Source organism: Nostoc sp. (assembly GCF_036917635.1).
GTDB lineage: Bacteria > Cyanobacteriota > Cyanobacteriia > Cyanobacteriales > Nostocaceae > Nostoc.
The window spans coordinates 104,981-117,612 of record NZ_JBALCW010000032.1 but is presented as its reverse complement, the minus strand read 5'-3'; the positions used below and the strand labels follow the sequence as shown (position 1 = coordinate 117,612).

12 protein-coding genes are annotated in these 12,632 nt (G+C 42.8%); 7 read left to right on the top strand and 5 right to left on the bottom strand.

Annotated elements, in window-relative coordinates; genetic code table 11:
* Positions 1-313: 313 nt before the first annotated feature.
* The gene (gene clpP / locus V7K32_RS09295) at positions 314-925 is read left to right on the top strand and encodes an ATP-dependent Clp endopeptidase proteolytic subunit ClpP (RefSeq protein ID WP_196517036.1); all 612 of its coding nucleotides are present in this window, start codon (positions 314-316) and stop codon (positions 923-925) included.
* 249 nt (positions 926-1,174) lie between these two features.
* Here the strand turns inward: clpP and V7K32_RS09290 are convergent, their stop codons facing one another.
* Positions 1,175-1,993, bottom strand: a complete 819-nt coding sequence (locus V7K32_RS09290) for a hypothetical protein (RefSeq protein WP_334992378.1) — start codon at positions 1,991-1,993, stop codon at positions 1,175-1,177.
* 207 nt (positions 1,994-2,200) lie between these two features.
* A complete protein-coding gene (locus V7K32_RS09285; RefSeq protein ID WP_334992377.1) occupies positions 2,201-3,088 on the bottom strand; it encodes a hypothetical protein in 888 nt (295 codons plus the stop codon).
* A 1,024-nt stretch (positions 3,089-4,112) separates the two neighbouring features.
* Between V7K32_RS09285 and V7K32_RS09280 the strand changes: the two genes are divergently transcribed.
* The 3 genes from V7K32_RS09280 (at position 4,113) to V7K32_RS09270 (ending at position 8,107) form a co-directional block, all read left to right on the top strand.
* The gene (locus tag V7K32_RS09280) at positions 4,113-6,461 is read left to right on the top strand and encodes a ribonuclease R family protein (RefSeq protein ID WP_334992375.1); all 2,349 of its coding nucleotides are present in this window, start codon (positions 4,113-4,115) and stop codon (positions 6,459-6,461) included.
* Positions 6,462-6,478: 17 nt separating this feature from the next.
* On the top strand, positions 6,479-7,099 hold the full coding sequence (locus V7K32_RS09275) for a flavin prenyltransferase UbiX (RefSeq protein ID WP_334992373.1): 621 nt from the start codon (positions 6,479-6,481) through the stop codon (positions 7,097-7,099).
* A gap of 309 nt (positions 7,100-7,408) precedes the next feature.
* Entirely contained in the window at positions 7,409-8,107 is a 699-nt protein-coding gene (locus V7K32_RS09270) for a LapA family protein (protein ID WP_334992371.1), read from the top strand.
* Between the two features lie 19 nt (positions 8,108-8,126).
* On the opposite strand, the gene V7K32_RS09265 is transcribed toward V7K32_RS09270, so the two are convergent.
* Positions 8,127-8,321 (bottom strand): hypothetical protein, encoded by a 195-nt coding sequence (locus tag V7K32_RS09265; RefSeq protein WP_334885269.1) that lies wholly within the window; start codon positions 8,319-8,321, stop codon positions 8,127-8,129.
* Positions 8,322-9,166: 845 nt separating this feature from the next.
* On the opposite strand from V7K32_RS09265, the gene V7K32_RS09260 reads away from it, so the two are divergent.
* Complete coding sequence (locus V7K32_RS09260; RefSeq protein ID WP_334992369.1) at positions 9,167-9,712, top strand: shikimate kinase; 546 nt, start codon at positions 9,167-9,169, stop codon at positions 9,710-9,712.
* A gap of 93 nt (positions 9,713-9,805) precedes the next feature.
* Positions 9,806-10,561: a hypothetical protein gene (locus V7K32_RS09255; RefSeq protein WP_334992367.1), complete on the top strand. Its 756-nt coding sequence runs from the start codon at positions 9,806-9,808 to the stop codon at positions 10,559-10,561.
* A gap of 288 nt (positions 10,562-10,849) precedes the next feature.
* Here the strand turns inward: V7K32_RS09255 and V7K32_RS09250 are convergent, their stop codons facing one another.
* Positions 10,850-10,990: a pentapeptide repeat-containing protein gene (locus V7K32_RS09250; RefSeq protein WP_334992474.1), complete on the bottom strand. Its 141-nt coding sequence runs from the start codon at positions 10,988-10,990 to the stop codon at positions 10,850-10,852.
* A gap of 136 nt (positions 10,991-11,126) precedes the next feature.
* On the opposite strand from V7K32_RS09250, the gene argB reads away from it, so the two are divergent.
* A complete protein-coding gene (gene argB, locus V7K32_RS09245; protein ID WP_334992365.1) occupies positions 11,127-12,023 on the top strand; it encodes an acetylglutamate kinase in 897 nt (298 codons plus the stop codon).
* 40 nt (positions 12,024-12,063) lie between these two features.
* On the opposite strand, the gene V7K32_RS09240 is transcribed toward argB, so the two are convergent.
* The gene (locus tag V7K32_RS09240) at positions 12,064-12,540 is read right to left on the bottom strand and encodes a hypothetical protein (protein WP_334992363.1); all 477 of its coding nucleotides are present in this window, start codon (positions 12,538-12,540) and stop codon (positions 12,064-12,066) included.
* Positions 12,541-12,632 lie beyond the last annotated feature (92 nt).

The following is a 12,632-nucleotide window of genomic DNA, read 5'->3' as shown; positions in this document are numbered from 1 at the left end:
CCCTAAGCAAGTCTGATTTTGGTTCTCGGTCTAATCACCACATCGCCAAAGTTGTCTAGCAAATGCCGAGATATGAGGTTGGCGATGATTAGAGTTTTTTGATTTGTTCTTCATGGGATATTCTTTTAGACGCCTTTTGCGGTTAAAAAGTGCCTTTGGGGGTTGAATTTATCGCAAAATCATCTTTTGTCCTCTTTTTGGGCAAGGGAAAAGGATAAAGGTTTAAGTTATCTGCTTGCCAACAGTAGAGATAAACCCCAGTTTCGTGCTGTCACCGATAAAATGTATTTAAAGTAGCCACAAACACGCTTCCATGATTCCTATCGTTATTGAACAATCGGGTCGAGGCGAACGCGCCTTTGACATCTACTCACGGCTGTTGCGTGAGCGCATCATCTTTTTGGGACAACAAGTTGACAACAACATTGCTAACTTGATTGTTGCCCAACTGCTGTATTTGGATGCCGAAGACTCGGAGAAAGACATTTATATGTACATCAATTCTCCCGGTGGTTCGGTGACGGCTGGTATGGGCATTTTTGACACTATGAAACACATTCGCCCTGATGTCTGTACTATTTGTACCGGATTGGCGGCGAGTATGGGCGCTTTCCTTCTCAGTGCTGGTGCTAAGGGTAAGCGGATGAGTCTACCCCATTCTCGGATTATGATTCATCAACCTTTAGGCGGCGCTCAAGGACAGGCGACTGATATTGAAATTCAGGCGCGGGAGATTCTGTACCACAAACGGCGGCTAAACGACTATTTAGCTGAACATACAGGTCAACCAATTGAGCGGATTGCTGAAGATACTGAACGTGACTTTTTCATGTCACCAGAGGAAGCCAGAGAATATGGCTTGATTGACCAAGTGATTGATCGTCATGCTGCTGGTAGCCGTCCAGCAGTTGCTGTTCTTAATTAATAGTCATGATTGGTAAATGGTGATTTACCACTTTTAATTTCCTTAAACCGCAAAAATAACCCCTCTTTATAACGTGAAGAGGGGTTATTTTTGGAAGGGGTGGTCTGCTCAGGTACTTAATACCGATTTGGACAAATGACTAACTAAAATCCTGCTAGTGGTCTGTCAAGTCAAGTTTGCTAGGTTCGTAGTGAGCGCTTTAGCGCTCAAATCAAGGACTTTAGTCCTTACTGCGAACTTATTCATCCATCAAAGTTGGTCTGGTGGACTTGGCTGAGATTGGAGATATTGGAAGAATTCGTGCAATTCATCATCCGTCAGCAAAGTACGCGATCGCTTACCATAAGTTTTAATCAGATACTCCCGTCCCTGTTCAGGTGTCAACCCTAAACGCTGCATTTGGACATCGGTTTTATCCAATATCTGAGATAAATCCTCAGAAGATATTCTAGTAATTACATTGTCTGATTCTTCTGAGTATGTAGAGAAATCTTGAAACTCTTCATATTCCGTATCAAAATCAGTGGGGGATTCTACTGTAGGTAGAGATACAAGGTATTGGAAGAAGTCTAATAATTCAAATTCTATCAGTAAAGTACGCGATCGCTTATCATAGTTTTTTTTAAGATGTTCCCTTTCCTCTTCTCTTGTCCAGCCTAATCGATGCATTTCAACATTAATTTTAGCAATCATAATTTCGTATAATGTTGGTGATGCCGATTGAGATGCAAGGTATTGGAGGAAATGTAGTAATTCAAATTCTGTAAGTAAAGTAAGCGATCGCTTCTCATAGTAGTTTTCCAGATGTTCCTGTCCCTGGTCTGTTGTCCAGTCTAATCGCTGCATTTCAACATTAATTTTGGCAATCATAATTTCGTGTAATGTTGGTGTCGGTTGAGATACAAGGTATTGAAGGAAGCCTAATAATTCTACTTCTGTGAGCAAAGTATGCGATCGCTTCTCATAGTAGTTTTCCAGATGCTCCCGTTCCTGTTCTCTTGTCCAGCTTAATTGCTGCATTTCGACATCTATTTGAGCAATTACTTCAGAAAAATCTACAGGTTCCATAGCTCAATACGCTCGGCTTTGTGAAAAATTGCTTTGTTGGGTTTCGTTCCTCAACCCAACTTACACAACTTAAGGTTTTTGGCCTTAACCCAAGGTATTGTTCCATAGCTTCCTTACTGTTTCAATAGCCTACGTTATCAGTCATTAGTCCTTACAAATGACAAATGACAAATGACAAATGACTAATGACAAATGACTAATGACTAATCAAAATCCCGCTATTGGGTCTGGCTGAGATTGGAGGTATTTGAGGAATCCGTGTAATTGTTCTTCACTTAGCAAAGTACGCCCCCGTTTACCATAAGTTTCTATCAAATGTTCCCGCCCCTGTTCTGGTGTCCAGCCCAAACGCTGAAGTTCGACATCTGTTTTAGCAATTACATCCGATAAATCCACCGGTTCAGCTTTCTTCTTTCTCTTTCCTGTGACTGACAGGGTGGCGACATCCTCTTGAGCGCTGTAACTCCGAGGTGTAAATGGTGTGACATTATTGGCAGAAATTGCTGGAAAGGTTTGATTTTCCACCTGATTATCAAAGGTTATTTCTAAGTTTTCCACTGGAGGATCAAATTCTAGCTCCCGGTTGGTAGTCACAGGAAAGTTGTGACCTAAATCCTGGCTATAGGTATCGCTTGGTAGGGACGCAGCATTGCTGTACCCGTACTGTTCATTATTATTTGTTATTACTTCTGGTTTTATGTTCCGTACTTTAGAAGGCGGTATCGATATTTCTTTGTCGTTAACCACTGGCCACTGACTACTAACAAAATCCTCATCTTTTGCAGAGGAATAGCCAGCAGACTCTTCTAATCCACCTTTGGTATTCAAGGAAGGGTTTAGCTGCGCTGGGGGAATTGAATTTGAGCTAAATGCCACTGATTGCTCTGGCGCATTTGTAATACCCAAAACTATCAGCGCCCTGGTTCTGGCTTGGTCTTCTGCTACTTCTACTGTTTCTGCTGCTGCCATACCCGTAGCACGGGTTACGCCTTCTATTTGCACGCTTGCCCGGACAATATATTTTCCTTGAAAAATTTGCACTAATTCAGAAATCAGACTGCCTTGGGGATACAAGCTCTGGAATTGAGCCAACATAATACTGCTACCAATTTAAATCTGTTGGGACTGGGGACACTTTCGACTTGCTCAGTGCATCGCTGGGGACTGGGTACTGGGAAAGAATTATTTTAACAAACTTTGGGGCTTTAAGTCCCCTGCCTCTATAGGCAGCACATTTTGTGTCGGGGTCTAAATCCCCGCTCCCAAAACGTAATTACGAATTACGAATTACGAATTACGAATTATTTTAATCCTAATCCCCAATCCCCAGTCCCTTTTAAAGTGATATTCTTGCTTTGTCTCGTGTTCCAATTGTAGCAGTAGCTCTTTTTTGACGAAATTTTTGGCTAGTGCTAACTTATCTGGGTAGTCTTACCTGCAATGCTATACTGATTACCCAACTCGATATCTAGAAGTATTTTTTGGAAGTGCGCTCTAAATCTACAATAATGGAGATAAGGTTCGCCCTCACTGCTTATTAAGCTGCTCACCTAATTGTTACCGATTCTACATGTGGGAAAATTGGGTTAACGGCAGTTTTGCTTAGTTCAAAATCAGAGTCTAATGTCGTAAAATTACCTTCACTCTAGACAATCAAACACCTGTAGTTTTCACGCCGCTTGCTCCACTTAGGGAAACCCCAAGACGGGGGCTGCCTCACCGCAGTGGCTCCCCTGCATAGCGCTTTTGAGCAGTATGGATTCTCTAAACCCAGCTTCTCAAAAACCCGTCGCGTAATTACCTAGCGGGGCTAAATCCTATTCAGGCGTGTAATCTTAAGTTTGGTTAGGTGAAGAGACTTGAACGCAGGCAAACTCTGAGAGCATCGTGCAGTGAGAAGTTTGTAGACGCCCAGAGTTATCTGTGGGTCGCCTTCCTTTGCTCCCAACTGCGGGAGTAGTTTATCGCTCTTGTGGGGTCGGGCTTCCTTTCCTTAGAACTTAGGAAGTCTTTCCTCTGAGCAATTCGTTTCTAACTTGTTTCTGTAAACCGTGAGGGTATACAGAAAAGAACCAGATTAAACAAAAAATGATGTTTTGACCAAAGGTCGGTTCACTGCATGGAATTTTCAATCGCTACACTCCTTGCCAATTTCACCGATGATAAATTGGTAGCTCGGAAGGTTTTAGAAAAGAAACTTGGCTGTGAAGATGAAAAAAGTTTACAAAAACTTCACATTGCCTTAGATGTTCTGGAAAAAATCGGTATTTTAGTGAAGGAACGGGGCAAGTATCGCCGTGTCTCAGAAGAGGGAATAATCGAGGCAAAACTCCGTTGTTCTAGTAAAGGCTTTTGCTTTGCTATTCAAGATGTGGAAGGGGCTGAGGATATTTACATCCGCGAAAGTCATCTGAGTAATGCTTGGAATGGCGATCGCGTTTTGGTTAGAGTTCTCAAAGAAGGTAGTCGCCGTCGCTCTCCCGAAGGGGAAGTGAAGCTGATTTTAGAACGTTCCAACCACACCTTACTGGCACGAATTAAGCAGGTGGAAGCTGGTTTTAGGGCTGTGCCTTTGGATGATCGATTGCTGTTTGAACTAAAAATCCAGCCTAACGGAGCAAAGTTAGAAGAAGCGATCGATCACTTGGTTCATGTAGAAGTTTTACGTTACCCATTGGCACAATATCCTCCCCTTGGTCGAGTCGTGCAAATCCTCGGTAGCGATGCCGAAGCTGCGGCCGATATAGATTTAGTTACGTGCAAACACGACCTTTCCCGGACTTTTCCCGATAATGTCCTAGATGCAGCCGCTAAGTTGCCCAAAAAGCTACTCAAAGCAGACCTGAAAAATCGGCTGGATTTACGCAATTTATTTACCTTCACCATTGAAGGGGTAGGCGATAGCAAAGTTATAGAAAACGCTTTTAGTTTAGAAAAAAACTTAGCCGGAAATTGGCTTTTAGGCGTTCATATCACCGATGTTTCTCACTATGTCCAACCTGACGAAGCCCTAGATAGAGAAGCTCTCAAACGGGGCAAATCAGTATATTTGGGAGAATTAGTGCTGCCAATTTTGCCCCCAGGTGTGGCAGAACGCTGTTCTTTAGTACCTGGGAGCGATCGCTTAACTATCTCTTTTTTAATTACCATTGATCCCCAATCGGGACAAGTCCTGGAGTGGGAAATTCAACCCAGTGTAATTAATGTTGAAACTGCACTGACTACAGAACTTGCCCAAGCAATTCTCACAGGTGAAGCTCAAGAATCCCCACAGGTTTCCCAAATCCTGCAAGACCTCCAAGCCTTGCAAACAGCCGTCAAACAGGTACGCTTGAATCGTGGTAGCCTCCAGTTGAATCTGCCGCCCAGCCAAAACGCCTACTATGATGAGGGGATTCTCGGCGCTGTAGTGGTGAATGATTTACCAGTGCGATCGCTACTCACGGAGTTGGTACTGTTAGTTAATCAACTGATGGCAACTCACTTAAATGCTCTTGGTGTTCCCGCCATCTGGCGAGTCCAAGGTACACCCGATGTTGAAGATGTCCAGGAAATGCTAAAATTAGCAGTCAATTTAGGCGTTGACCTCACACTAGATCCAGAAGTCGATATCCAACCTTTAGATTATCAACATTTGACCACAGCTTTTGCGGAATCTCCCTCTGAGCAAGTTCTTACTTACTTATTACAAGATACACTTAAGCCGTCTGCATACAGCACCACCAAAGGATCTCATTTTGGTCTGGCACTACCGGAATATGTCCACTTTAGCGCTCCCTTGCGGCGTTACCCAGATTTGCTGATGCAGAGAGTGTATTACGCGCTACTTGAAAACGGACGCGATCGCCGCAATACCCGTGTGAGAGAGCGCGTTAACCTGCGCCACTCCTCCAGCCACGAGGAAATTAACTGGAACGTTTTACCCCCAGAATTGCAACAAGAACTGCAAAGCGATTTAACTAGGGTAATTGTCCAAATCAACGACCGAGAAAAAGAAGTCCAAGAAGCCGAAGCCGATTTAGCCGGACTGCAAAAAGCCCAACTGATGAAGCAACGCATCGGTCAGGTATTTCAAGGCGTAATTACCGGGGTTCAATCCTACGGTTTCTTTGTCGAAATTGAAGTACCAGCAGCCGAGGTCGAATCCAGCAGTAATCCTGGTGTGCCTTTGCGGGTAGAAGGATTGGTACATGTCAGTTCTCTCAAAGACGATTGGTATGAATATCGCGCCAGACAACAGGCACTGTTTGGGCGCAAAAATCGCGCTTCTTATAGGTTAGGCGATCGCGTCGCCGTGCAAGTAAAAAGTGTTGATTACTACCGTCAGCAAATTGATTTGGTAACAGTCGGCAGCGATGGTGTACCTAGAGGTTTAACTGGTAATGGTTCCAATGAGGAGCTTTCAGACCTCTACTTACCAAATGATATTGAGCCTGATGACCTAGACTCTTACTCTGATGAGGAGTAAAATTAAGTAATATTTACGTGTTAAATAACACCAAACCTCTAATTTTAGGCGTATCGGGCGCATCTGGTCTGATTTACGCTGTTCGCGCAATCAAATTTTTGCTAGAAGCGGAGTTTAGTATTGAATTGGTTGCCTCTAAATCTACTTACATGGTTTGGCAGTCAGAACAGGAAATTCGGATGCCAGCAGAACCAACCGGACAAGAACAATTCTGGCGAGAGCAAGCTGGAGTCGCAATTTCGGGTAAACTCCGCTGCCATCCTTGGGGTGATGTTGGAGCCGGGATTGCCAGTGGTTCCTTTGCCACTCTGGGGATGATAATTATTCCATGCAGCATGAGCACAGTGGCAAAGCTAGCGGTTGGCTTGAGTTCCGATTTACTAGAACGGGCGGCGGATGTCCAACTCAAAGAAGGACGAAAGCTGGTCATTGTTCCTCGTGAAACGCCTTTTAGCCTCATCCACCTTCGTAACTTAACATCTCTAGCAGAAGTTGGAGTCAGAATTGTCCCCGCTATTCCTGCCTGGTATCATAATCCCCAAACCATTGAGGATTTAGTGGATTTTGTAGTTGCCCGGGCTTTAGATCAACTAGATATTGACTGCATCCCCATTCAACGGTGGCAAGGTCGTCGCTAACATCCTGAATAGATTTATTGTAAATTTCACAATAGTCCTAAAAAGGTAATGATAGAGATGGCTGATAGTGTCAGTAGTCAGTCAACAGTAATTAGCGAAGAATAATCAGACTGATAACTGACAACTGACCTTTATAGGCAGGGGAGTAGGGAGCAGGGGGCAGAGGGAGAAAGATTCTGGAATTCCCGGCTCTATTAGGGTCTCAGAGCGAATAAATTTATTTATAGGGTGTTTCCCCCCAGCAAGAACTGCCCCCTGCCCCCTTTCCTCTTCAGTGACCACTGATAACTGACAACTGACAAAATTGCTATGGCTGTAATTCGCTTAATTCTATTGGTGGCAGTACTGGGAGGACTAACGCTGTTATTAGTCCAAAATTTCTCACCTGCCCTATCGCTAGTATTTTTGGGCGTGCGAACTCAACCATTACCACTAGCTATATGGATTTTGTTCAGTACTGCCACTGGTGCTTTCACATCTATATTGATTGCTACTTTGTTTAACTTATCTAATTATTTTGGGGGAAGACAACGCCAAACTCCTAACCGCCAAAGCGCAACGCCTCGTGCGAAGGCAACCCGTAGAGAAGAATTTACATCTCGCCCTGCCAGTTCTCCACCACCAGCTAGTAAAAAAGAAGAACCTACTAGTGATGTATTTGATGATTGGGAGACAAATAGCAGTAAAGATGATGATTGGAACTTTGATGAAAAGTCAGAGGAAACACCTACTCCTAATCCTCAAGCTCAACAGCCTAAAGACTCTAAAACTTACGAACCTCAATCAGAAGCCAAAAGCAGTTCTCAGTCTGGTTCAGTTTACTCCTACAGCTACCGGGAACCAAAAAATACGGCTGCGGGAAAAACTGAATCTGTTTACGATGCTGATTACCGCGTAATCATCCCCCCTTATCAGCCGCCGACTACCAATCAAGCCGATGATGATGATTGGGATTTTTTTGAGGATGATGATGATTTTGAGGATGATGGTAAACGCCCCCGTCGGTGAGATGTAGCAGGCTACGTGTCTACTTAATGCCACACCGCTCTCTAGACTCTTGCTTGACCTTACCTGTCATGGCAGCTTCCTGCAAAGTCATGAAAGCATTAAAATCTTCTAAGTCATACCGGGTAGTCAACAATTGTCGTAGTTGATTTTCTGCTTCCACTGTCAAATAGCCAGTTGCTAAAGCTTTTTGTACAAGGTCACGAATTCGAGTCATGGTTGACGCCTCATTCATACTATATTTATTCATTCAGGCTTATTGGGGTGAAATATGCAGTAGTCTTGGTGCCGAAACTTCAACTTGGCAAGATTTTTTTGGACGATCGCAGGATATAAGTCATTATTTACACCTTTACCAGAAACACTTAATTGATTGGCGCTTGTTATAAGTGAACTTTTAGAATAAAGACCCTGTGCTAGTAGAAACACAGTATTTGGGATACTTAAAATTACCCACCAGAGTGAAAATTCGGATTATTTAGATAGACAGAAATTGTTTAGATAAAGTTTCAAACAAGCTATATTAATTTTTTGGTTAAGCATAGCGATCGCTATACAGCAAATACCAAGTTACATCAGGGATATTACTACATTTTTGAGAAATTCATCGTTTATTTTTTATAGTAATTTCACAGAGGAACCTTAATTTATTGCCTTAGTTACTTTAAATACATTAATAACGGTAATCACGACCTGACTTTTCACGGTAAGTCCTCAAGCCTCCAAAAAGCGTGGGTTTTTCAACAGTCTAATTCTCAATAGCTTTGAATTAATGAAAATATCTAACGGAAAAATCAGGGTTTAGAAAACCGCTAAAATCAGCTTTTCCAGATGGCGTAAAAAGCGAGTAATCACGACAGTTGATTCCTCTTAAATAGAAGATAAATTTGGATAACTTAAAAATAAATAAAAGCTTTCAAATAAATTCAAGTTGATAGCTTATTTTTTCTGGCCCAAGAACTTACCAGATGAAAATTAAAGTATTTTTAAATCCGACATTAAGTCATTGAGTCTATAATTAGAAACTGTGACTCAGCACTCAGAATTGGAGCGAAGCAACTGGTGAGCAGCTTATTACAAGGAGTCAACCTGTATTTAATTGGGATAATGGGCGTTGGTAAGACGACAGTAGGGCGCTTACTGGCGAAGGAATTGGGTTATGGGTTTGTGGATACCGATAATGTTATTGCCCAAGCAACAGGTAAATCTATCAATCAGTTATTTGCACAAGTTGGTGAACCAGGGTTTCGCAAGCTAGAAAGCGACGTACTTTCACAAGTTTGTGCTTTTACAAAGTTGACTATTGCAACCGGTGGTGGTATTGTACTGCGGCGAGAAAATTGGGGTTACTTACACCACGGTTTGATAGTGTGGCTAGATGCGCCAGTGGAGATAATTTACAGCCGTTTAGCTGAGGATACCACAAGACCACTATTGCAAGATGCTGATCCTAGAGGTAAGTTGCGATCGCTCAAGGAACAACGAACACCACTTTACTCTCAAGCTGATTTGCACATCACCGAACGAGAGGGAGAAACGCCTGAAGACGTTGCCAAGCGAATACTTGAGGCAATTCCTAGTGTCCTCAAACCACACCTCCCTCTATAGGGCGGGGAGGGATAGTGGGCAATATTTTGGGTTCGATGCCCAAAATATTGCAATCTTTGTGCTATGATTTGGATGAATAATTAACTCATCCAAATGCAAACAATATCTGTAAAATGCAAGCTTCAAGTACCCGTAAAGTTTCGGTCTGAGATAGACCGCACCTTGCAGGGATTCGCTGACGCTTGCAATCAGATACATGAAGTTGCAAAACGGGAAAAATGTTGGAACACTGTAAAACTGCACCATCTTGTATATGCACCAGTTAAGGCACAGACAGGCATTAAAGCAAATCATGTCTGCCAAGCTATTCGCCGTGTAATTGGTAATGCCAAAGCCGTTAAGCAAGTTCACAAGTTTAGACCAACATCCTTGAATTTGGATGCTCGGACTTTTCAATACTTGGAAGAACTGCAAACTGTGGGCGTTACATTGATGTGTGGTCGAGTTAAGTTCAAGTTGAGTATTGGTAATTACCAGTTGGCATTGCTCAAAGGGCAAGTACCGACAGCAGCAACTTTGAATAAAACCAAACACGACGACTACTACATCAACATTTGTGTTGACATTCCCACCAACCCAACGGGTAAGACTCCCAAGGTAATTGGTGTCGATTTGGGAAGGCGCGACATTGCCACCACTTCCAACGGTGACTCTTGGAGTGGTAAACAGATTCAATCTACTCGTGACCGATTCATTTTGCTCAGAGCTAATGTTCAATCCAAACGCACTAGGAGTTCTAGAAAACTTCTTAGAAGGCTCTCTGGGAGAGAACAAAGGTTTCAAAAGTGGTTGAATCACAATATATCCCACATTCCGCACTTCAAAATGTATTATCTATCTTTTCAATAAAAATTCCTAATAATGTTCAAATTATTAAGTATTAATATTGAATACCATTGGCGATTTATGTTGTTGATTTAACCATTTTTTTCCACCTATGGGAAATCTACGCATATTACACGATGAAGTGCGGAAAGTCGGATATATCTAAACAGCTTGTTCACGATGCCAAACAAAGTAATTCTGCTTTGGCATTTGAATCCCTAGCTTCAGCCGAATGATTTCAATTTTAGAGGCTTGAAGGAGCGATCGCTTGCTTGTTATGTCGGGTAATCTGGGAATAGTGATTTTTTAGTATCAGTTATTCCCAACACTACCATCAGGCATAATAGTTCTACAGAATATTGCTCCTTCCAGATTTGCACCATCTAAAATCGCGCCTTCCAAATTGGCATTAGTTAGATTAGCATTACTGAGATTTGCATAACTTAGGTCAATATTTTTACAAATCCAGCCAGATTGCTAGAGTCATTATAGTACAAATATACTTAAATTTAGCATCAGAGATTGTGAGGAGTTACAAAGTCTTCTACACTGACTGAAATAACTTTTAACTCTCTCTGTTAGGCTCCTCATGACGGACAACGATTCTGAATACATCAGGCAAACTGAAGCCACTCGTGTACGTGTACTAAGCGAAGCACTACCTTATATTCAACAATTCGCCGGTCGCACTGTTGTTGTCAAATATGGTGGCGCAGCGATGAAAGATAGCACACTCAAAGACAAAGTTATCCGCGATATTGTATTTTTATCCTGCGTGGGCTTGCGTCCAATTGTAGTCCACGGCGGTGGGCCAGAAATTAACAGTTGGTTAGATAAGCTGGGCATCGAACCACAATTTAAAAATGGTCTGCGAGTCACTGACGCCGCGACAATGGATGTGGTGGAAATGGTTTTAGTTGGTCGAGTTAATAAAGAAATTGTTGCCCTAATTAACCAAGCTGGTGGATTGGCTGTAGGACTTTGCGGTAAAGACGGTAATCTATTTACAGCCCGTCCCCAAGGTCAAGAAGGCATCGGTTTTGTGGGGGAAGTCAGTAATGTAAATATCAAGATTTTGGAGACCCTCGCTAGCAATGGCTATATTCCGGTAGTCTCTAGCGTCGCCGCCGACGAGACAGGACAAGCTTATAATATTAACGCCGATACTGTAGCTGGAGAAATCGCTGCTGCACTAGGAGCCGAAAAGTTAATTTTACTGACTGACACCAGTGGAATTTTAAAAGATTACAAAGACCAATCTACTTTGATTCCAAAAGTAGATATTCGTGAAGCCCGCGAGTTGATTGCCAATGGTATAGTTAGCGGTGGGATGATTCCCAAAGTCAGTTGTTGTGTGCGATCGCTTGCTCAAGGAGTCCGTGCAGCACACATCATCGATGGTCGCATTCCCCACGCCCTATTACTCGAAATCTTTACTGATGTTGGGATTGGGACGATGATTCTGGGTTCGCAGTTTACGGCGTAGGAGTTAGGAGTTATGCTCCTCTGCTCCCAACTCCCTGAGCCTATTGAGGATAGGTAATAATAACCTGCGATCGCCCGCCGCTAAATGGTCTAGGATGCCATGAGTTATCTATAATCACCGGATTAACTATGGTTGAGTCTTGAATTGCCGGATTAATCAAAGTTGGATTAATCAGGGTGGAATTTCTCACGTTTTCCCTGAACTGGGGATAGGAATAATTGTAGTAATCAGTGCGTTGTGGTATTAGTCCCGTTCCTGGGTCTACAAGCATAGGTGTGGGAATCGGACTACCATAAATGAAGGAACCGACAGGAGGCGATCGCCTGGCTCCATAATCGGGTGTGGGAATCGGACTACCATAAATAAAGGAACCGACAGGAGGCGATCGCCTGACTCCATAACCACCATCAATCACGATTACACGCTGGGCAAAAGCTGGAGCAATGCTTACACCCATCACTGCTAAAGTCATACCTGCTAAGAGCCAATTGAGTTGTGAATGCTTGATTTTCAACATATTTTGCTCACCTGCATTTGATACCGAAATTTTTAATCAGAAAATAGTCGCAGCTACTTAGTTAAAATTTTAGAAGTTTATTTACTTTCAGG

Bases quoted from the DNA above. Each gene is read 5' to 3' on its own strand.
- V7K32_RS09265 (WP_334885269.1), bottom strand. From the start codon at position 8,321: ATGACTCGAATTCGTGACCTTGTACAAAAAGCTTTAGCAACTGGCTAT.
- clpP (WP_196517036.1), top strand. From the start codon at position 314: ATGATTCCTATCGTTATTGAACAATCGGGTCGAGGCGAACGCGCCTTT.
- V7K32_RS09270 (WP_334992371.1), top strand. From the start codon at position 7,409: ATGGCTGTAATTCGCTTAATTCTATTGGTGGCAGTACTGGGAGGACTA.
- V7K32_RS09285 (WP_334992377.1), bottom strand. From the start codon at position 3,088: ATGTTGGCTCAATTCCAGAGCTTGTATCCCCAAGGCAGTCTGATTTCT.
- V7K32_RS09280 (WP_334992375.1), top strand. From the start codon at position 4,113: ATGGAATTTTCAATCGCTACACTCCTTGCCAATTTCACCGATGATAAA.
- V7K32_RS09290 (WP_334992378.1), bottom strand. From the start codon at position 1,993: ATGGAACCTGTAGATTTTTCTGAAGTAATTGCTCAAATAGATGTCGAA.
- V7K32_RS09240 (WP_334992363.1), bottom strand. From the start codon at position 12,540: ATGTTGAAAATCAAGCATTCACAACTCAATTGGCTCTTAGCAGGTATG.
- argB (WP_334992365.1), top strand. From the start codon at position 11,127: ATGACGGACAACGATTCTGAATACATCAGGCAAACTGAAGCCACTCGT.
- V7K32_RS09255 (WP_334992367.1), top strand. From the start codon at position 9,806: ATGCAAACAATATCTGTAAAATGCAAGCTTCAAGTACCCGTAAAGTTT.